General features: G+C 56.5%; 18 protein-coding genes. 7 read left to right on the top strand and 11 right to left on the bottom strand.

Annotated elements, in window-relative coordinates; all coding sequences use genetic code 11:
• Nucleotides 1-23: 23 nt before the first annotated feature.
• The gene (glmS, locus tag CKV99_RS09525) at nt 24-1,886 is read right to left on the bottom strand and encodes a glutamine--fructose-6-phosphate transaminase (isomerizing) (protein WP_092256791.1); all 1,863 of its coding nucleotides are present in this window, start codon (nt 1,884-1,886) and stop codon (nt 24-26) included.
• Between the two features lie 193 nt (nt 1,887-2,079).
• Between glmS and CKV99_RS09530 the strand changes: the two genes are divergently transcribed.
• The 3 genes from CKV99_RS09530 (at nt 2,080) to CKV99_RS09540 (ending at nt 5,964) form a co-directional block, all read left to right on the top strand.
• Nucleotides 2,080-2,940 (top strand): poly(ethylene terephthalate) hydrolase family protein, encoded by an 861-nt coding sequence (locus CKV99_RS09530; protein WP_092256271.1) that lies wholly within the window; start codon nt 2,080-2,082, stop codon nt 2,938-2,940.
• A gap of 115 nt (nt 2,941-3,055) precedes the next feature.
• The gene (locus tag CKV99_RS09535; protein ID WP_092256274.1) at nt 3,056-3,703 is read left to right on the top strand and encodes a response regulator transcription factor; all 648 of its coding nucleotides are present in this window, start codon (nt 3,056-3,058) and stop codon (nt 3,701-3,703) included.
• 2 nt (nt 3,704-3,705) lie between these two features.
• The gene (locus CKV99_RS09540) at nt 3,706-5,964 is read left to right on the top strand and encodes an ATP-binding protein (protein WP_092256279.1); all 2,259 of its coding nucleotides are present in this window, start codon (nt 3,706-3,708) and stop codon (nt 5,962-5,964) included.
• Nucleotide 5,965: 1 nt separating this feature from the next.
• Here CKV99_RS09540 and CKV99_RS09545 read toward each other — a convergent pair whose 3' ends face one another.
• The 4 genes from CKV99_RS09545 to glmM all read right to left on the bottom strand — a co-directional run bounded on the left by CKV99_RS09545 (nt 5,966) and on the right by glmM (nt 9,351).
• Nucleotides 5,966-6,199, bottom strand: a complete 234-nt coding sequence (locus tag CKV99_RS09545; protein WP_092256283.1) for a hypothetical protein — start codon at nt 6,197-6,199, stop codon at nt 5,966-5,968.
• On the bottom strand, nt 6,199-7,575 hold the full coding sequence (locus CKV99_RS09550; RefSeq protein ID WP_092256287.1) for a RodZ family helix-turn-helix domain-containing protein: 1,377 nt from the start codon (nt 7,573-7,575) through the stop codon (nt 6,199-6,201). Before CKV99_RS09550 ends, CKV99_RS09545 begins: the two co-directional genes overlap by 1 nt.
• Nucleotides 7,562-7,867: a hypothetical protein gene (locus tag CKV99_RS09555; RefSeq protein WP_092256290.1), complete on the bottom strand. Its 306-nt coding sequence runs from the start codon at nt 7,865-7,867 to the stop codon at nt 7,562-7,564. The genes CKV99_RS09550 and CKV99_RS09555 overlap by 14 nt, the downstream gene beginning before the upstream one ends.
• A 140-nt stretch (nt 7,868-8,007) precedes the next feature.
• Nucleotides 8,008-9,351, bottom strand: coding sequence for a phosphoglucosamine mutase (glmM, locus tag CKV99_RS09560; RefSeq protein WP_092256293.1), 1,344 nt, complete (start codon nt 9,349-9,351; stop codon nt 8,008-8,010).
• A 193-nt stretch (nt 9,352-9,544) separates the two neighbouring features.
• On the opposite strand from glmM, the gene CKV99_RS15120 reads away from it, so the two are divergent.
• The 4 genes from CKV99_RS15120 to CKV99_RS09580 all read left to right on the top strand — a co-directional run bounded on the left by CKV99_RS15120 (nt 9,545) and on the right by CKV99_RS09580 (nt 11,674).
• Nucleotides 9,545-9,883, top strand: coding sequence for a hypothetical protein (locus CKV99_RS15120; RefSeq protein WP_092256297.1), 339 nt, complete (start codon nt 9,545-9,547; stop codon nt 9,881-9,883).
• A gap of 113 nt (nt 9,884-9,996) precedes the next feature.
• Nucleotides 9,997-10,437, top strand: a complete 441-nt coding sequence (locus tag CKV99_RS09570; RefSeq protein ID WP_092256300.1) for a hypothetical protein — start codon at nt 9,997-9,999, stop codon at nt 10,435-10,437.
• 147 nt (nt 10,438-10,584) lie between these two features.
• Nucleotides 10,585-10,932: a hypothetical protein gene (locus CKV99_RS09575; protein WP_092256303.1), complete on the top strand. Its 348-nt coding sequence runs from the start codon at nt 10,585-10,587 to the stop codon at nt 10,930-10,932.
• Between the two features lie 133 nt (nt 10,933-11,065).
• Nucleotides 11,066-11,674, top strand: a complete 609-nt coding sequence (locus tag CKV99_RS09580; protein ID WP_157728425.1) for an IS3 family transposase — start codon at nt 11,066-11,068, stop codon at nt 11,672-11,674.
• Between the two features lie 987 nt (nt 11,675-12,661).
• On the opposite strand, the gene rpsI is transcribed toward CKV99_RS09580, so the two are convergent.
• From rpsI to eccCa, 6 genes are all read right to left on the bottom strand, one after another.
• Nucleotides 12,662-13,234: a 30S ribosomal protein S9 gene (rpsI, locus tag CKV99_RS09590; protein WP_092256310.1), complete on the bottom strand. Its 573-nt coding sequence runs from the start codon at nt 13,232-13,234 to the stop codon at nt 12,662-12,664.
• On the bottom strand, nt 13,234-13,677 hold the full coding sequence (gene rplM, locus CKV99_RS09595) for a 50S ribosomal protein L13 (RefSeq protein WP_092256312.1): 444 nt from the start codon (nt 13,675-13,677) through the stop codon (nt 13,234-13,236). The genes rpsI and rplM overlap by 1 nt, the downstream gene beginning before the upstream one ends.
• Before the next feature lie 465 nt (nt 13,678-14,142).
• Nucleotides 14,143-14,439: a WXG100 family type VII secretion target gene (locus CKV99_RS09600; RefSeq protein WP_092256315.1), complete on the bottom strand. Its 297-nt coding sequence runs from the start codon at nt 14,437-14,439 to the stop codon at nt 14,143-14,145.
• A gap of 45 nt (nt 14,440-14,484) precedes the next feature.
• Nucleotides 14,485-14,826: a WXG100 family type VII secretion target gene (locus tag CKV99_RS09605; RefSeq protein ID WP_092256318.1), complete on the bottom strand. Its 342-nt coding sequence runs from the start codon at nt 14,824-14,826 to the stop codon at nt 14,485-14,487.
• A gap of 150 nt (nt 14,827-14,976) precedes the next feature.
• The gene (locus tag CKV99_RS09610; protein ID WP_092256321.1) at nt 14,977-16,023 is read right to left on the bottom strand and encodes a type VII secretion-associated protein; all 1,047 of its coding nucleotides are present in this window, start codon (nt 16,021-16,023) and stop codon (nt 14,977-14,979) included.
• Nucleotides 16,020-19,724, bottom strand: coding sequence for a type VII secretion protein EccCa (gene eccCa, locus CKV99_RS09615; protein ID WP_092256324.1), 3,705 nt, complete (start codon nt 19,722-19,724; stop codon nt 16,020-16,022). Before eccCa ends, CKV99_RS09610 begins: the two co-directional genes overlap by 4 nt.
• Between the last annotated feature and the right edge of the window lie 79 nt (nt 19,725-19,803).

Here is a 19,803-nt window from a genome sequence, read left to right on the forward strand (position 1 = left end):
GAGGATGATCGTCGTTAAGCTTCCTACTCCACAGTTACAGATTTGGCCAGGTTCCGAGGCTTGTCAATGTCCTGGTTACCGCACTCGCGCGCAATGTCTGCCGCTAAGAACTGCAGCGGCACGGTGGCCAGCAGGGGCTGCATAATCGTGGGGGTCTGCGGAATGCGGAGCAACCAGTTTGCGTACGGCTCCACGGCGGTATCGCCTTCTTCGGCGATCACGATGGTTTTTGCGCCACGCGCCCTGATCTCTTGAATATTGGACACGATCTTGGAGTGCAGCTGCGAGACACCGCGCGGGGATGGCACGATGACCACCACTGGCAGATCATCCTCAATCAGGGCAATCGGGCCGTGTTTCAACTCGCCAGCCGGGAAGCCTTCGGCGTGGATATACGCCAGCTCTTTCAGCTTCAAAGCGCCCTCAAGCGCGATGGGGAAGCCCACTCCTCGCCCAAGGAAGAGCATGGTCTTCACAGCTCCAAGCGTGGTGGCGATGTCTTGGACCTGGTCTTGCACCTTGAGGACTTTTTCCACCTTTGCTGGGATATCTTCCAGCTCGTGCCAGATAGCTTTGATTTCGTCTGGGTACTTGGTGCCCTTCGCTTGTGCAAGCGCTAGGCCAACGATGTAGTTGGCGGCCACCTGCGCCAAAAACGCCTTGGTGGAAGCCACGCCGATCTCCGGGCCTGCGTGCGTGTAAATCACGGCGTCGGATTCACGCGGAATCTGCGAACCGTTGGTATTGCACACGGCCAACACCCTGGCGCCCTGGGTCTTCGCGTGGCGCACCGCCTCCAGAGTGTCTGCAGTCTCGCCAGACTGGGAGATCGCCAGCACCAAGGTGCGCTCATCCAGAACGGGGTCGCGGTAGCGGAACTCGCTGGCCACCTCAATCTGCACTGGGATGCGCACCCAGTGCTCTATGGCGTATTTCGCGGCTAGGCCGGAGTGGTACGCAGAACCACACGCGACAACAAATACCTGGTTGAAAGACTTAAGATCGGTAACAGATAGCTGGTTTTCGTCGAGCGTGACGCGCTGGCCATCCCAGTGGCCGGCCAGAGTGTCGCGCACGGCCGCTGGTTGCTCGAAGATCTCCTTCAGCATGAAGGAGTCAAAGCCTCCCTTTTCGGCAGATTCAAGGTCCCAGTCAATGGTGAACTCTTTGCCCTCGCCCGGGCTGCCATCAAAGTTCAGGATCTCGTGGGAGTCTTGGGTGATGATCACCACGGAATCCTGGCCCAGCTCAACAGCGTTTTTGGTGTGTTCAATAAATGCTGCCACATCGGAGCCCAAAAACATCTCACCCTCGCCCACACCAATAATCAGCGGAGTGGAGCGGCGTGCCGCAATGATGTGACCTGGGTGGTCAGCGTGCATGAACAACACGGTGAACGCGCCCTCAAGTTCGTTGAGCACTTTCAGCGCAGAAGCACGGAAGTCACCTGCAGTATCACCATCGTTGTAGGCCTGCGCCAACAAGTGAGCTGCCACCTCGGAGTCGGTCTCGCTGTGCAGTTCCACTCCGTCTTTCTCGAGCTTCTCACGCAGGCCCGCAAAGTTCTCAATGATTCCGTTGTGGACGATGGCGACCTTGCCGTCGTACGAAAGGTGCGGGTGGGCATTATCATCGGTGGGGCGGCCGTGGGTTGCCCAGCGAGTATGCCCAATAGCCGTGGTACCGGCCAGGGTGTCTGCGCCAAGCTCCGCGATTTTGTCTTCAAGGTTGGCAAGCTTGCCGGCACGCTTTGCCAGAGCGATGCCGTTTGCACCTACCACTGCGATACCGGAGGAGTCATACCCGCGATATTCCATGCGACGCAGCGCTTCGATTGCCACGTCTCGGCCTTGTTGTTGTCCGACATATCCGACGATTCCACACATGCCTGCCAGAATAACCCGGAAATATGGGTCCGCCACACATATTTTCAACGTGATTTAGAACAAATTTTTCTGTCACTGTGCGGAACGAACGGGCACGAGCGTGCACGCATGTAGAGGCGCGTTTTTGGTTGGAAAACTGTTAGGGGTGCCGGTACCACACCTCAAAAATTAATCTTGCAGTATCGTGGGAGGCGTGTCTGCGAATGTGAAGAAAGATCTTAACAAACTGTCCAAGCGAGGGCCTCACCGTGTGATGGTGGGTGACCTGGGGTTTGCCGGACTGCCCGGCAAGGTGTACACCCCAGCAGAAGGCAACGCGATGCCCGCCGTAGCGTTCGGCCATGACTGGACCAAGACTGTCGACGACTACCATGCAACTTTGCGCCACCTGGCCAGCTGGGGCATCGTCGTAGCAGCTCCTGACACTGAGATCGGACTCAACCCTGATCACGCGGGTTTCGCAGCGGACTTGGAGACATGCCTCCAGATTCTGGGAGGGGTGCGCTTAGGCCACGGCAATGTCACCGTGGCCCCCGGCAAGCTGGGTGTTGTGGGCCACGGAATGGGCGGTGGTGCCGCTGTTTTGACCGCCGCCGACAACCCGAAGGTGAAAACGGTAGGTGCGATTTACCCGGCCGTTGTTGCACCCTCGGCTACTGCGGCAGCCCGCACGCTGGAGATCCCAGCAATGGTGATCGGCTCTAACAAGGGCGATATCTTCGAGGCCGGAAACCCTGCCAAGTTGGCGTACAACTGGAAGGGGGATGTGGTTTACCGCGAAATCGATAAGGGCAACCAGCAGGGTTTCCCTGAAGATACTGGCTTCCAGTTCGTGCTCGGCTTTGGCCTGCCTCAGTCCGGCGCACGGCAAACGGTTCGTGGCTTGCTCACCGGCTACCTATTGCACCAGTTAGATAAGGAAAAGAAGTATTCCGACTTTTCTGAACCTGACGCGGAGGGGCCCGACTTCACCTCCTACTGGAGTGGCAAGCTGGCTGATAAGGCTGGTGTGGACCGGGACGATCTGCACCCAGCAGACCCCGTATACATCTAAACCCACTTTCTCTCCCCCAACTAGCCCCTCATTTCAGGGGCACCGGGCACCCACTTCATCAAAAAATTGGTTGTTGGAGTTAAACTATTTCCTCGTCCAACTTAAACTAGTACCCATGGCCATTCGTGTAGCTTCCGTGGACGACCATTCGGTAACAAGCGTGGGGATACGTACCTTGCTCGAGGATCCGTCGGAAAGCGTGCTTGTCGCAGCGCGCTCCACTGTCCCCGACCTGCTCAACGATCACCAGATCGGCCCAATTGATGTCGTGCTTTTAGATCTGCGCCTCAACGACGGATCAGACCCGTACGTCAATGTGCAGTCCCTCATGGAGGCCGGGCTGAAAGTAGTGATCTATTCCAGTTTAGAAAGCCCGTATTTACTCCGCCGCGTGCTGCGTTCGGGAGTGAATGGGGTGCTCCGCAAAACCGTCTCCGCAAAAGTACTGCGGGAAGCGATTTTATGCGCCCATGCAGGCCACGTGTACGCCTCTGCCGAGTGGGCTGGGGTCATCGACTCTGACAGCGAATTTTCTAATGTGCACCTCTCCGAGCGCCAACGCGAAGTACTTGAACTCTACGCCATGGGCGAATCCGCGAAACGAGTAGCCGCGCTTACCGAACTATCGGTAGACACCGTCCAAGATTATCTCCAACGAATACGCACCAAATATGCGCTGCAAGGGCGGGCAACGGTCACGAAAGTCGACCTGATGCAACGCGCCCAGGAAGACGGGTACCTACCAGGCCCGTGGGAAACTTAGGCATGGGAACTGTCGCTGGCGATAACCAGGAAGATCAAGTACCGCACCAGTTCATCACTCCTCTTCCCTTGCGCAGCAACACCCTTGCTCTGAAAAAATCGCAAGTTGGCCTGTCCTCTTTTAGTAACGCAACGCTTAGTGTCTACCGCACCATTGCTATCGGTTGCGGGACCTTATGGGCTTTATACCTCGGTGTTCAGCTTGTTCGCATAGAAAATAGTGTTATAGCCAGTCCTGTGGCACACATGGCGGTACTCTTTTTCTTCTTGACCTCCTGCGCAATCATTGGTACCTGCGTTATCGATACACTGACGGTGTACCGGTCCGCACTACTGACAGGGGGACTGCTCTACATAACCGTCCTGCTGGCCCATATTATCTGTCTGGTGTTTTTAGGCCATTCCCCCTTCACTGGCGCTGGACTTGGCGACTACGGTGGCGTCCCATGCATCATGCTGGCAGCCGCAATCGCCCGACAGTGGGCCCTCGTGCTGATTATCGCGGTGATCTGCTTATCGGTGGCAACGAACGACAACCTCCTCGACGCACCATGGCACATGACCTCGGCGGGGATCTTCTATTCGAGTGTTTTAATGATCCCTTTCGTTGTCTTTCTCCATTCCAGCATTACGACGACACGGGCTGCCGACCGCCTAGCAACCCGTTCACTAGAAGTGTTTTTCAGTGCCAGCCAACAGTCTATGCTGCGCTATCTCCACACTAATTTTTTAGGATACCTACATGACCAGGTGATTAATCAGCTGCGCGCGGTGTCTTTAGGCATCACTCAAACCGACGTTGCACGGGAGAGCTGGAACAAAGCCACCCAGAATCAGAACGACACAGACCAGAGACTAGTTCACCACCTCCCGCTTTCCCAAGTGATCGTCGGCTGGAAATCCACCATTCGTGCCGTTCACCCTCACGCACGCATCACCGCCCCGCACGATGCGCCTTTCCAGAAAAAAGTACCTGAGATGGTAGCTACCACAATGCTAGAGGCCACAATGGAGGCCCTGGCAAATTGTGCGGCGCACGCACCCGAAAGCACACCGACCATCACCATTGACATCGCAGACGGCGTGGCTGTCACCATCGACGACAACGGCCCCGGTTTTCACCTGGACCAGATACCCCACGACCGCGCCGGAATTCGGATCGCCATCAGCGGGCGCATGTCAGCCCTCCCTGGGGGCCACGCCACCATCGACAGTACTATCGGGCGCGGTACAACAGTGCATTTAAGTTGGTCTCCTCATTCCCCCACCGAACTTCCGCAGTTGCGTATCCCAACCGTTCAGGAATTAACAGGTATCGGTGCGTTGCGCACGCCATGGAGTGCCGCCGTTTTCTTCGCTTTTACTCTTGTGATCTCCTACCAGTTCTGGCCGACTATAGTGTGGCCAGTTTTTATTATCGCCCTAGCTGCTGTGGCCTCGTCGTTAAGCGCGGTGTTGAGTGGTAAGCAGTATCGGCTGGAACTTCGAGCAGCCGTCATCGCCGGTGTGTCCAATGTGGTGTTCATAGCAGCCGCTGGGATAGCAACAAAAACCCAGCTCGAGCATTGGCCATACGTGTGGTACCCGTGGGTGTTTGTGCTGCTGTGTAGTTATCTGCTGATGCGGGACCGTGCAGCAGTCGGACTCATCTCGTGGATTACGGGAGTCTGCCTCGACGCGCTGCTCATACACCTTGGAATAGCGGGCGGTACAGTCACATTCCAAGGTTTGCTGTGGCCAGCAGTCCTACTTCTGGCCTCATGGCTGATGCCGCGTTTGGTACGTAAAGCAGCAGCGCAGTTGCCAAACCTGTGGCGTGAGTTCTCCACCGCTAGTATCGCCTCGGTGATGGACCACGTACAGCACACCTTTAATGAGGAGGCAACCAAATGGGTAGATAGGCAGTTCAAGCTTGCTACTGACCCCTCTCTGCCCAGTCACGTCGTGCGCCAGCGTGCCCAGCTACTTGAACTGAGACTGCGCGACTGCATTCGCTGCCCGCTTTTCGACGAACCACACTTGACTGAATCCGTGTGGCGCGCCCGCAGACGAGGTGCCACCGTGACGCTGTACGACGACCGCCTCAGCGAACCCGACCCGACGTGGCACACACAACTCATAGCACAGCTAGTGCAGGTACTTGATCAGCTCGGTGAAGGCGGCGAACTCTCTACTCGTTTGTATCCGCCGGGGCGCTCCACTTACGCCACTGTGCTGTGGTCAGCAAACGCCGAAGCTCCCGTAGAGCGACTTCGTTTCTAAGCTAACCCGCCTTACCTGGTGGGTCTTTACGCAGAACACCCTGCACTCGGCCGCCGCGGATGGATCCCTTGGGAAACATCGTCGGCGGCTTTTTGATATTCATCTGGCGCGCAATTTCCTGCTGGCGGGCAGTCTCCTCGAGCTGATATTGGGCTTTGGCCAGGGCGGCCTCAAAATCTGCCATGCGCTTCATAGTGCGGCGCTGGAACTGTTCGGCAAACTCGTAGAAATCCATTAGAACGTCTCTACCTTTCGGGCACGCGTCGCTGGCTCCGGATCGGGCTCAGGAGTAGGGGTGTGGTCTGGGGCTGTATCGGCTATCGAACTGGACAAAGAACTCGACTGTGTTCCCGCAGGAACAACTTCAGGATCGATGAACGCACCACCGCCTTTTTTCGGTGGCGGGGTGGGTTCCTCAACCTCTGCCAGCTCCGGCGGCGGTGGGATCACACCCTCCTCGGTTGGCGGACCAGGCTCCGGGCCGGGATCTGGAGCGGGAACGGGATCTGGAGTAGGTTCAGAAATACCAACCTCAAAGGGGCACTCGCACGCCTCAAACAACCCGGCATTCAGCGCCGCCAACCCGCCTAAAGACGACGCTGCCCCCACCTCACCGAGCGGGCTTGTCATCATCTGCGTCACGTCCTCTGTACTTACCGACGGCGGGCTGAAGTCTTGCAAACCAGCAAGATCAAGTGTGGCGTTGACGTCGATGTTCACATTGAAGTTGATTTCTAAACCGCCTGCCGATGCGGCGTGTGTAGTCATCGCCTCAGATAAGGTAGGGATCTCGGGGGAACTTCCAGGCACGTCGATTCCGTCTACAGGAATTCCGGCCGCAGGCTGAGCTGCGATAGTTTTATTTGAGCTCTCCGCCGGCACAGCAGCGCCAGCCTCAGGGTGCGCCACTGGTTCAGGCGCAGCAACGGGGTGGCCTGGATCTGGTGTTTCGTCAACTTCGCACACCTCCCGGCAGTTCTTTTCCAACTGGTCAAGAACAGTTGCGATGCACTTGTTCGTATCGTCACTCGTTCCAACAGCAGAAATAAGGCCGTTGACAACTGCGTCAAGAACAAATCCACTAAGCAACCCCACAGGTGTGAACCGTGTCAGCTTCAACACTCTGAGCACACCGCCTAACACCAAGCTCAGAGACATGTCACTGGATTTCACGATGTCATTCATCGAACTGGCACCAGCACACAGATCCTCAATCAGGTTCTCAACACAATCAGAGTACTCAACCTGGTTTTGCTGATAACATTGCTCAGCTTCTCCAGGAGCACCACCGCCAATGCCCCCGAGCAAATCTGGTAAGAGTTCACCAAGAACACCCACTGTCTTCTCCCCGATAGCATGCAAAACACCATCAATTACAGGATTGTGGCGACCTCTGCCACGCCCACGGCCACGCCCCGGTGACGTCACCGTCAACCCACTCGCAGCCAGATCGACGGCACCTGCGTCAAACCCCTCGCGCTGGCTCATAGACGATTCCACCGTACTCAACTCGACTTCAATCTGGTGTGCGTTCGCAGCCTGCATGATCTGGTGCCCGTTCAGTTCACGCCTAATCTCGCGAACCAGCGTTGTTGGGTTAGCCAATGTCATTGCGACTCAACTCCCCCACGTTTTCTTCCTCTGTGCCCTCGATTGCATCAGTCGCGGCAGCAATCTGGTCGAAGTGGCGCAGCCGCGCCTCCAAACGCCGGATCGTGCCCTGCTGCACCTCCTCCAAGGCCGCAGCCAACCTCTCACCGCGCTCCGCGAACCCAGCGCCCGCAGCAGACACCGGGAAGAAAGGAGAATCCTTCTCCGCAATCCGCCGCAATGTGGACACCTCATCGTGTGCTTGTTGCAACGCTGCCCGGATCGCGTCAAGATCCGCATGCATACCCGCCATCAAAGCCTCCCCCTCATATTGTTAGTCTCACTGCATCACAATGCCTTCCCCCTTATTGGACTGCCAAAGACGGCAAAAGGTTCCATCAAAACCCAAAAAGTTTTTGAGTTCTGATGGAACCTTCGTCGATAAGCGAAAAACTAAACCGCAGCCACCACTGCCACAAGACACCCAGCAACCTTACGCGCCTGCTCTTCCTCCGCGGCCTCCACCATGACGCGGAACAGTTCCTCGGTGCCGGAAGGACGCAGCAAGACACGGCCCGTGTCACCAAGCTCGGCCTCAGCCTCAGCAATAGCGTCTATGACCTCGTCAGACTTCATGATCGCGGATTTATCGGGCACAGGTACGTTAATCAAGATCTGCGGCAGCACCTGCATCACACTTGCCAGCTCAGCCAGCGACTTGCCGGTCTCAGCCATCCGCGCCATCAACATCAGGCCAGACAAAGTACCATCGCCTGTGGTCGCGTGGCGTGGCAAAACGATGTGGCCAGACTGCTCTCCACCCAAGGAGAAGTTACCCTCGTTGAGCGCCTCAAGCACATAACGATCCCCCACCGCGGTCTCCACCATCTCGATGCCCTCGCGCTGCATCGCAAGCTTTAAGCCCAAGTTGCTCATCACAGTGGCCACCAGGGTGGACTTGCGCAGGTTCGTTTTCTCCTTCATGCTCACCGCCAGGATCGCCATGATCTGGTCGCCATCAACAACATTGCCCTCAGCATCCACGGCCAGACAACGGTCCGCGTCACCGTCGTGCGCCAACCCCAGGTCCGCGCCGTGCTCAACAACAGCCTTACGGATGTGCTCCATGTGAGTGGAACCACAATTGTCATTGATGTTGAACGCATCTGGTTTGTTGAAAATAGACACAACCTCGGCTCCCGCTGCGGCATACGCTTTCGGAGCCACCGTGCTGGCAGCGCCATTGGCGGCATCCACAACGACCGTAATGCCTGACAGATCAGTATCAACGGCTTCCTTCAGGTGCTTCAGGTAGCGTCCCTGCGCATCTGGGGCTTCCTCGATCACGCGACCAACACCAGTACCGGTGGGGCCGCCCTCGCCGATCAGGTCCAGCTCCTTTTCGATCTCATCCTCGACATCATCAGGCAGCTTCTTTCCACCTGCAGAGAAGAACTTGATGCCATTATCCGGCATCGGGTTATGGGAAGCGGAAATCATCACACCGATATCAGCACCATAATCATCAGTAAGAAAAGCCAGGCCAGGGGTGGGGATAACCCCAACACGCAGGACGTCCACACCACGTGAGGCCATGCCAGCCGCCATCGCTGCTGCCAACATTTCACCAGAGACACGTGGGTCGCGCCCGATCAGTGCGATTGGGCGGCGTTTATGCGATCCACGATCCTTGGTAAGCACATTTGCCGCCGCCGCGCCGAGCTTAAGAGCCAGAGATGCAGTAAGTGTTTCATTAGCTAAGCCACGAACACCGTCAGTTCCAAACAGTCGAGTCATGCATTCTATTATGCCTGTTATTATGCCTGGGTGACGCAGCGATGTGAAATATGGCCAATTGAAACTTCCTACATTGCGTGTCCCACGTCACTTCCTGGAGTCGTTTCCCAGTGGCATTGGATAGATGTCGGAGCCGGTATCGCAACAATCATCAAAGTTTTGACATGGGATCGCGCCAAATGAGCACGTACACATGCGGGAAGGACATAACGCACGCGCTTTGACCCCGCTGGATATTCGCACCACTGACGACAACCCCACAGGCATGATAACCACCTTTTTCGCCACCGAAGGCGATGCAATCTACTTTCACACCGGAGGCCATCTTGGCCTTCAGCCCGGACCAGTCACTGTTTATGATGCCGATCTAACGTTTCTTCGTGACCTTAATAGACGTGGTTTTCTTTGTGATGAGGCGTATACCCCATCTGCAGTCAGCCGTTTCGTTCCCTTTGCGAAGATCGTCGGACCGAATGATGAGGCGTGGTCGCATCAAATGCTTCAAAAAATTCTGGACCACTATTGTGATTAGAGACACATATTGCTAAATCTTGTAACAAGTATCACTTTACCGGCCCTCAGTGTGGCGGGCTAAATCTCGTAAAACTCCGCCTACTTGAGGACAAGACTCACAGGGAGGAAATCATGCCGTTAAAGAAATTTGGACTTGCACTAGGAGGAGCAATTTCTGCCACCCTCTTTGTTGGCGTAATGAATGAGCCAACGGCTTTTGCAGAAGTGAACCATGAGACTTCAAGGCTAGTTGAGCAATCTTTTAATCTTTCGCCTGGCGGCTCGTTGGGTGTGTCGCCTGACGAAAGGTGGGAGTCTATCACTGCGGAAGTTTCACCAAATGATTACAAAGAAGCAGGGCTTACCGCCAATGCAGCAAATCTCGCTCCAACCTGTATAAACGCTGTTGAGGAATGGGGCTTTATTCAGGTTTACAATCGATGCGGAGTCGATATCCGGGTGAAGGTAGTTATGGCCTTTGGTCCGGATTCACCATGTCACATCGTGGTTGACGGCACACGTCATAATATCTCTCCAGCGTTTGGCCGTATCGATCGCGTTGAATTGTGTTGAAACGCAATCCTGACAATCTACCCATATTGTGTTTCGGAGCCGAAACTGCTGAAGCGGTAAAGGCTGGACAAACATCTTCAGTCCACCAGGCAATTGGTGAGCTGGAGGTGGGACACCCCCCCGATTAAGCAAGAGGAGGAGCGTTAAATGGAAACAAACCCTGAGAAGATAATCACCAACATTCTTGACGATATGGCGGAAATAGGAGATTGGACGAGCATCTCAGATGCTCTCGGCGCAAATGGCCGCAACTCTCATTTTGCAAGTCGCGAGGAAGTGTTGACAATTCTTTTGGCGATCAAGCAGAGCCCAGAACTTGCCATAGGACGGCTTGACGATGGATTTAAAGATCTTCCTGACAGTTGGGATCCTGCAGAGATAACCGTAGAGATTTTCAGGGACCCACAACCTGCAGGAGCGATGATGGAGGTCCTGATGCGACCGACTGGCCAATGGCCTCAACGAAAAGAAAGCTCGGATTCCCCAACAACGTAAATCTGGCCACCGAATAATAGGGACGTGGCACCAGGATAGGTGCCTTCACGTCGACCAGAAATCAACCAGCAATCTACCTAAGGACGAATTTCCCATGGTTTTCTTAAGACGCAGAATTATATTCGCTCTCATCATGGCCGACAATCAGCTGATCACTAAATATCGACGTAAACATAAACGCACCACTATTGCTGATCCCGGCGCCGACTACCGAGAAGACCTGCTGGATCGTCACTTTACTCCGGCTGTGCCCACCACCTCCCTGTGCGGGGATATCACCTACCTACGCACCGCCCACGGCTGGATGTATCTCGCCACCGTGATTGACCTGACCACCAGGATGGTGGTCGGTTGGCAGGTCGGTGACCGAATGAGTGCCCAACTAGTTGTCGATGCTTTGATGATGGCACACCAAGCAGGCTATGTGGCAGGTAACGCAGTGTTTCACTCCGACCGGGGTTCACAATACACCTCGAAACAGTTCACAGAAGCCGCCGAAAGGCTGGACGTGCGTCTTAGTATCGGGGCGGTCGGTGCGTGTTGGGATAACGCTGTAGCAGAGTCCTTCTTCTCAACCCTCAAGCTGCACTTGTTGTTCGACCGGAAACAATTTCCCTCAAAGTTTGATGCCCGATTCGCCGGCATTTTTTCGTTCGCTGCGGCGGTGACAAAAAGCAGACCGGAATACGGCAGTACCGCCACAAACAGCGACGCCTTAAACGCAACCTCCCCGCTGGCTTGATCAACGATCGCTACTTTATCCCCAGCCCAATCAACGTAGAGCTCTTGGCCGGGTTCATGAGCAATAACCGCGACGAGATCCTGGGCTCGAATGAACTCTTTCAAACCGTCACAAAACTGGGAGTACTGGTATTTCACCAATCCATCAGCACACGAAGCCGATAGGTAGTCCATCCACAGCCTATGCCGGGTAACATGCTTATCGTCTTTGAGCCTATCGGCTAGAGCCTTAAAATCAGGCTGGTCATAGGTCCTACTTCGTGTGGTACGACCGTCACTGAAATAGTCATCAAACCAACCAGGCGGCAACTGTTTAAAGGACTCTTCGGTGATCGCTTCCTGGTCAATGACTTTCTTAACACGAGAAATATCACGACGAGAACAGCCTAGAGTATGCGAGATCTGAGAGTAACTCGCCCCATCTAGACACATCGCCATGATGTGTTTGAAGTTGGCCATAAAGACCGTCTCCTTCCATATCGATGTCGACACGACACCGCCTCATGGCGGCATCGCCAACACCAACTATGGAACAAAGGTCCAGACAGTACCGGATCTACGGAATGCCAGTACCAACTACGCGGAAACACGGTACCAACTACCCCGAAACGACAGATGTGACCGCATCAACTTCCGCGCAAGTCCGATGGGATCAGTGAGCGGTAGCGAGAGTTTCGCTGCACTTTACATTTGTCCGTACCGCAGTAACGTTTGTGCTTCGCCGCAGGACTATCCTCCATCAACGCTGCAAGATAATGAGTGTCGACATCAAGCAACGTACCGAATGCTGAACGTCTTAAATGAGATTCGGCGCTCGCCGTTCATTCCAGCAAACACAAATTCAAAAAACAAAACGCCGCCTCGCTCCCAAAAAGTGGGAAGCGAGGCGGCGTTCGTCGTAAAGCGCTCGCGGTCTGCGTTAACGAGTTCTCCGTTAACCGATCCGCATGTCCCGTTAACCGAGCTTGCGAGGTTAACGCTTGCGAGATTAACGCTTGGAGTACTGAGGTGCGCGACGGGCCTTGTGCAGACCAGCCTTCTTGCGCTCCACTGCACGAGCGTCACGGGTGAGCAGGCCAGCCTTTTTCAGGGTTGGGCGCTCAGCCGGGTTGTAGATGTTCAGCGCGCGAGCAATCGCCAGACGCAGTGCACCAGACTGGCCGGTTGGGCCGCCACCGTGCACCGTTGCTTTGATATCGAACTGCTTCTCCCGCTCAAGAGTGGTCAGAGGCAGCAAGATGTCCTGCTGGTGCAGCTTGTTCGGGAAGTAGTCCTCGAACTCGCGGCCGTTGACCACGATCTTGCCGGAGCCTTCAACCACGGTCACGCGAGCAATGGCGCGCTTACGACGGCCAACGGTCTGGATTGGGCCCTCGTGCAGCTGCGGTGCAGCGAACTCTTGGACCTGCTCCTCGGAAGCATCGTCTGCAGACGCTACCGCGTCACCGATGGTGTAGTTGAACTCTTCAGTAGCAGCGGTTGCAGCGGCGATGTCGGCCGCGTCTGCAACGTTGTCGTCGAGTTCCTCGACGGAGTTAACGTTCTGGTTTGCCTCGGTCATTACTGTGCCACCTGCTTGAACTCGTAGGGCTCTGGGTTCTGGCCAGCGTGTGTGTGATCAGGGCCAACGAACACGTGGAGCTTCTTAATGGACTGTCGGGAAAGCTTGTTGTGTGGCATCATGCCCTTCACAGCTTCCTCAATGACGCGATCTGGGTGCTTGTCCAGTGCACGACCCAGGGTCATGGACGTCAGACCACCCGGATAACCGGAGTGGCGGTAGCGCATTTCGCGGTCGCGCTTGTTGGAAGAAATGTGGATCTTCTCGGCGTTGATCACAATGACGTGATCGCCGGTGTCGGTGTTTGGCGCATATATTGGCTTGTGCTTGCCGCGCAGCAGGTCTGCCACGGTGGAAGCGAGCTTGCCAAGCACCACGTCGGTTGCGTCGACGACGTACCACTTACGGGTAATGTCACCGCTTTTCGGGTGGTAAGTAGACATGCATGACTCCTTTGAAGTCTGTCTCGATGGCTGCCGGCCAGTACAATCTTTGTGCCCCCTCACTCCTTGCGGCGGCCGGTGGAGACCCGTGGAGTGTGCGTCGCTCTCCTTCGTCGAGCGACAGATCAACGATTGGCGCTTAACGACGAGCGCGTGCGTGGGAACACACAGGTATAGAAGAATACGGGACACTCACCCCAAAAACCAAACGCCGCCTGAGCTATGGGGTCAAACTCAGGCGGCGTTTGGTGTGGTGCGCGGTCCCCCAACCGCGTCTCCCCCGGGTATTCAGCACCAGTGGTGCGCAGCCCTGCGCGCCTCAAGTACTGAAGTTGAGTAGTGGCCCATGGCTCTCAGGCGTCGTATCTGCCCTCACGAATCCACAACTGTGTGTGATGGAGAGTGGGCCACAAGTCTGTTTTTTCTGTGTTTTTCTGTGTTTATCTGCGTTTATCTGCTCCGGTTTTAGGCCCCGGACCAGCTACGCGCAATGGCCGAGTTAATACCCTCCATCCGAAGAGAACCCTGACGGACGTTATCCGCGATGGTATTTAGGATCTCATTGAGTTCATGTGCCGCGTCGTCCCATTTCTTCTGGTGGATCCAGTAGCTGTCGGCTGCTTCGCCGACCCAGCTTTCAGCCATGGGGGCAAGCACATTCTTCAGCTCATCCAGTTCGGCTGCAACATTGCGGGCGCTTGATGCGATGTCCTCCGAAGCCGCGGCGAGGTTGTTGAACCCATACTTGATTGTTTCTGACATGAGGTGTCCTTTCGTTCGTGTGCAGGTGTAGTAGTTGAGTGAGTGTTAGAGCGGAAGGCCCTCATTGGGCATGATGGACTGGAATGCTTCTGCGTTGACCGTTTCCGTTTCTTCGTAGTTGCCAGCGTTGGACCGGATGTTGACAGCGATATCGGTCAGTGCCTCACCCAGACGGCGCTCAGCGTCGTCGTAACGCGCCATGAGGTTGGCGAAGGTCAGCTGCGCGCTACCAGTCCAGTAGGCGCGGGTACCTTCGGCAACATCCTGAACGCGGGCAAGTTCTGCGCGAACAGCGCCGTTAACATCGTCGGTGTGGTTTGCGGCAGTGCGCATGACCTCAGCTTCTGTTTGGAACTGCTGGCCTGCGCTACCTGTTGGCTCGCTCATTGCGATCAAATCCCCCTTGTGAAGTGCCCGTGTGGGCTGTTGGTATGAGTGAAAGAACCAAGGCGGTCTTTCTACTTGTATTGGACTGTCAAAGTGCTTGTTCGGTTCCCTCATTTTTAAAAAAACTTTGAGAAAGTTTATTTACCCAGGTCAGAGCGCCGCATCGGGGGCGGTGTAGCGAGCCGATTCATACGCCATTTGGCACGTTGCTCGTTGTACCGTGGTTGGGCTGTAGCGTGAGTGACAACCCACGGAGAGTTGGACGCCTGCCTCCACCCAGGTCACCCACTGTGCCTCAGAACCATCGACGGCATACTGGTGGTATTCAACATGACGGTCATCAACCGCCACTAACTCCAGCTCCGGATCCATGCTGACCTCACGCTCGACCTGCTTCAGCAGTTCTTCAGCAGGCAGACCGTACAGGTCATCAATTGCAAGCTGGAGGCGGAAATCTGGATCATCGCCTTCAGCTTTCCACATATCGTCGTCGGCCTCGAGGTGAAAACCTGCAGGAAGGGTCACTTCAAGGCCGTTTTGTGCCAACACCACCGTCTCCGGAGCTGATACAGCGGGGCTGGAGGTAATCGGCGCAGCGCTCCTCGACGCCTCAGGGGCGGGCTCTACGCTGTGCTCTACACTGTCCTTCACAGCAGGCGGCTCCCCGGCCTGGATAGCAGGTGGGGCAGCCTGCGTACTCATCCCCACCGCCCATATTCCGGCACCTAAGACAATGGCAACCGTTGCCCCCAGGATGAGGACAGGTACGCGCGAGCGTGTCGACGATTTCCGCTCCTCCACGGGTCGGATCAGTCCTGTGATTTCTCCTGGGACGTCCTCGTATGGATAAAGTGCGGGTTCCATGTGTCCCACAGCTTCTATAGATTCGACGGCTTCAGATTCTGCTGACTGTGCCTCGGCAGGTGGTGGCATCGAAGTGCCTGGGGTGCCGTCGTCACGCGCAACCGCGCGCACGGCAAAGCCCTTCTTTTCTGCGAAGCTTTTAACCTCGGAGGCGAAGTCCTTGGCAGCATCAATAACAATGGTGTAGCCGGCAGGATCATCGTCGATAAGCTGCAAACAGTATCCAACGAGCTCAGCGGGACCTGGGTTGTCGTAGCGGAAATAGGTGGTGTCTGCGTCGATGATCGTGACCGACGGCGAGACAGTAATGGTCAGTGTAGTTGGCGTGGTCACTTTGAATCCTCTCCTGCGGCCTGTGGCGGCGCAACTGTGCTGGCGATCTGCACCATCCCAACGATGGCGTCTTCTGCAACCAAAGTCCCGCGACCTGGTGGCTGTGCACTGGCTCGAACTCCGAAGACAGCGCCCTCCTCTCGATTGCCGTCGAGCACGACAACGGTGGGTTGTTCATCTTTCAGCGATGCCAGGAATCTGCCGTGGAGGGCTCGCCCCACACCACCAAATTTGCGGGCCACGAAAATATGCATGCCGATATCGGCGGAGTGCGACAATAGTTCCAGCAGCGGCCGGAGGTGCTCATCAGGAACTAGGTCAAGATCATCAATCACGATGTAGATATCCGGGCCAGTCCACCATGAGCGCGTAGCCAACTGCTCTGCGGTGACATCGGGGCCAGGCAGGCGGGCACGCAGGGTGGCCGTGGCTTGGGAGCAAGCCTTCGCCGCCGCCTCAGTGGTTGCGGCGTACATGGCAACCATGTCCTCGTTCAGCTGCCCGAGGTGGGCGCGGTGCGGATCGATGACCACGAGCCGCGCCGTGTCCCGTGGCTGAGTTTCCACCCAGCGCATTAGAGTTAACAGCGCAGTCGATTTTCCGGATTCCGCCAACCCTGTAACAAAGAAGTGGTGGCCGTGTAGGGTCAGCGCCGCCAGATCCGGCCCACCGATGCCTATTACCGGCGCAGCATTATCCCCTTGGATGGAGCCCCACTCAATGTGTGCGGGAAGCGTTCGAAGTTGCGGAACTGGCAGCATCCCCGCACGCTTCGCTTCGGCGACGATGTGGGCCACGTCCTGCTTGGCGGTTTGCGCAACGAGCATCATGCGCCCGTCAGCATCAAGACCGCGGCCTGGGGCAGCAGGCAGCTTTTGCTGCTGTTTCCGCCCGATTTGGGAGTCCAGTGCTTCACCCAGGCGCAATTCCATTTTGTTGCCAATCAGGTCGCGTATCGACGAGCGCAGGGATGTCCACCGCTGAACAGAAAGAACGAGGTGGATCCCTGCTGCTGGACCATCGGAGGCGAGGCGGGCTAAAGCGGTTCGTAAGTCGTCGAATTCTTGGTCCGGGCCGATCAATGCGTGCCAACCATCGATGACCAAAACCACGTGTCGGCCTGCTGGCTCGTCCAAAAATCCGGCTACTTCATCGACAATGCGCCGCAGTTTTTCTGGTTCATGCCGCGTGGCAATGCCAGCTACATGCGGCAACCGGTGCAGGTCCTGATAGTCTCCACTGCCAGCATCGATGATGTAGAAGGCAAGATCATCTGTTCCCGTTGTCAGCGCAAGAGAGGAAACAATGGTGCGCAGCGCCGTGGACTTTCCTGTTTGGGGCCCGCCTGCAATGGCGAAATGACCACCGGCACGGGTCAAGTCCACCATCAGGGTGTCTTGGCGCTGGTGGTACGGCAGATCCACGATGCCAATTGGGGCTCGTAGCTGGCGGGGACCGCCGGGGCTCATCTCGCCTCTGCGGGTGTTTCCAGCAACTTGGGATAGTTCGATCGCGGCAGGCAACGGTGGAAGCCAGACCTGGTGTGCACGTTGTTCTCGCTCAGTGGCAGCGGTGCGGGCAAGCTCCACCACTGCGTGGAGCAGCGTGGTGGAATCGTCAAAAGTCACTGGTGTGTCTGGAGCTGCGGTGAGCTGGTCCCACCCGGTATATTCCTGCACAGCTACTCTGCGGTCACCGCCTTCTACTGGATCTCCCCGGCGTGCCAGTGGGCCAGAGACGTACGCGGCTTGAAAGCGTGTCAGTTCAGCGGAATCCGCCCTGATATAACCGGCCCCTGGAGAAGACGGCAGTTGGTAGGCATCGGATACTCCAAGCACCTGGCGTGATTCGGATGCGGAGAATGTTTTCAAACCGATGCGGTACGACAAGTGGGAATCGAGTCCTCGAAGTTTGCCCTCTTCCAAACGCTGGGATGCCAGCAGTAGGTGGACTCCAAGCGAACGGCCGAGACGACCTACCGCCACGAAAAGATCAGCGAAATCCGGGTGTTGCCCTAACAGTTCAGAAAACTCGTCGACAACAATCACCAGTGCGGGAAGAGGTGCGAGATCGGGGCGGTTGCTAAGCCGCGCTGTCGTGTAATCGGTGACATTGGCAAAGTTGCCCGCATGTCGCAGCAGCTCCTGCCTGCGGTTGAGTTCGCCGGAGATGGCGTCGTACATGCGCTCTACCAGGATTGCCTCATTATCCAAGTTAGTGATCACCGCCGAGGTATGCGGAAGATCTTCGCACCCAAGGAAGGTGGCTCCACCTTTAAAGTCGACGAGCACGAAGTTCAGTTCGTCCGGTGAATGAGTCGTGGCCAGTGCAACCACCAGGGTACGCAACAGTTCCGACTTTCCGGACCCTGTCGCACCGATACATAGTCCGTGTGGCCCCATTCCGCCGTGGGCTGATTCTTTGAGGTCGAGTTGTACCGGCATGCCGTGTTCATCAATCCCGATCGGTACCTTGAGGCGATTGGGGGCGAGATCACGGCCGGGCCACAGTGCGCGGGGGCTGATCTGGTCAATGGCAGGCATCCGCAGCAGATCCATCAATTCGTTGTTGGCCCCACTTCCCTCACCGGCCTCGGGGCGCCGCAGAGGTGCGAGCCTGCGGGCGACAAGCTCTGCGTCGGCGATGGAGAAATCGTCAGGGGTTCCAAGCCGCTCCTCCCCGACCATGGTGAAGACGGAGACGTGGTCGTCGATATGCACGTGGATGCCCTCGTCGTCAGCAAACCGGTGGATGGGATCTTGCGGGTCGGGCGCGATCACGAAGGTGCAGCGCGAAGAATCTCGATTTTCGCTTGTCGACGACTCCGTTTGCACCACTGTGTGCGACAAGTGCGGTGACTCCACGTCCACCACGGTGATATGCAGTTCAGCTTCCTCGGGCGAGCGGGTATGCGTTGTCCACTTCAACCAATCAGCCATCCCTTGTGAGCACCGATTGGTGATCCCCACTGTTTCAGGCCCATGGAAAAACATCAGTTGCGCGAGCATGGATGACGCCGTAGACCACGCGCCAGGCCCGGACAACGTAATCATCCTAAACGCCTGAATCTGCACCACAATGGGGATACCGTGAACAGAACTGACTGCTGCTACGGCACGCCTCAAGCTCACTGCGCACACAGGGTCGAGGTCTTCCGTAGAGCCAGGATCATCAACATCAATGGGCGTGGTTAATGACCCCACGCCAAGGCCGACACGGACCTCCCCAACGCGTGGATCCTGCTGGCCCCGCTCCCACGTGCGCGCAGGATCGACAGTTGTCAACAGCTTGGCAGGATGCGGGTGGTGGAAGAGCTCATGGTCACGCTGTTGTTGTGCATGGTCTCGTGCCTGGGCACTGAGCGCGTCAAGATGGCGTAGATAGATGCGGCGCTGTTCGTCGATATCGCCTGTTTTTTCCGGCGGGGAGACCATCATCAGCATGCTCATCCCCATCATGAGTGGGAAGAGCAGCATCATCGGGCTCATTCCGCGCCCGGATAGCGCCATGATCAACACAATGGCCAGCAAAGCGCCGATCATGACGATGGGCATGATGATCCGCATGAGTGGTTCCGGTGTGGGCCGCTGCGCTTCTGGAACCGGCTCTGCTTTGAGCGTGCCTTGCGGTAGCGCTGGGCCGGTTTGTTTCTGCGACGGTGAGAGCGGCGCTACGACAAAATCTTGGTGTACACCAAGCACTGTTCCCCCCTTGTAGGTGCCTTGAATCTGGCCTGTATATGGCTTGTATGTGGCTGTCTCAGCCGACTGGTCACCCCGA

This window comes from Corynebacterium cystitidis, assembly GCF_900187295.1.
GTDB classification, from domain to species: Bacteria; Actinomycetota; Actinomycetes; order Mycobacteriales; family Mycobacteriaceae; genus Corynebacterium; species Corynebacterium cystitidis.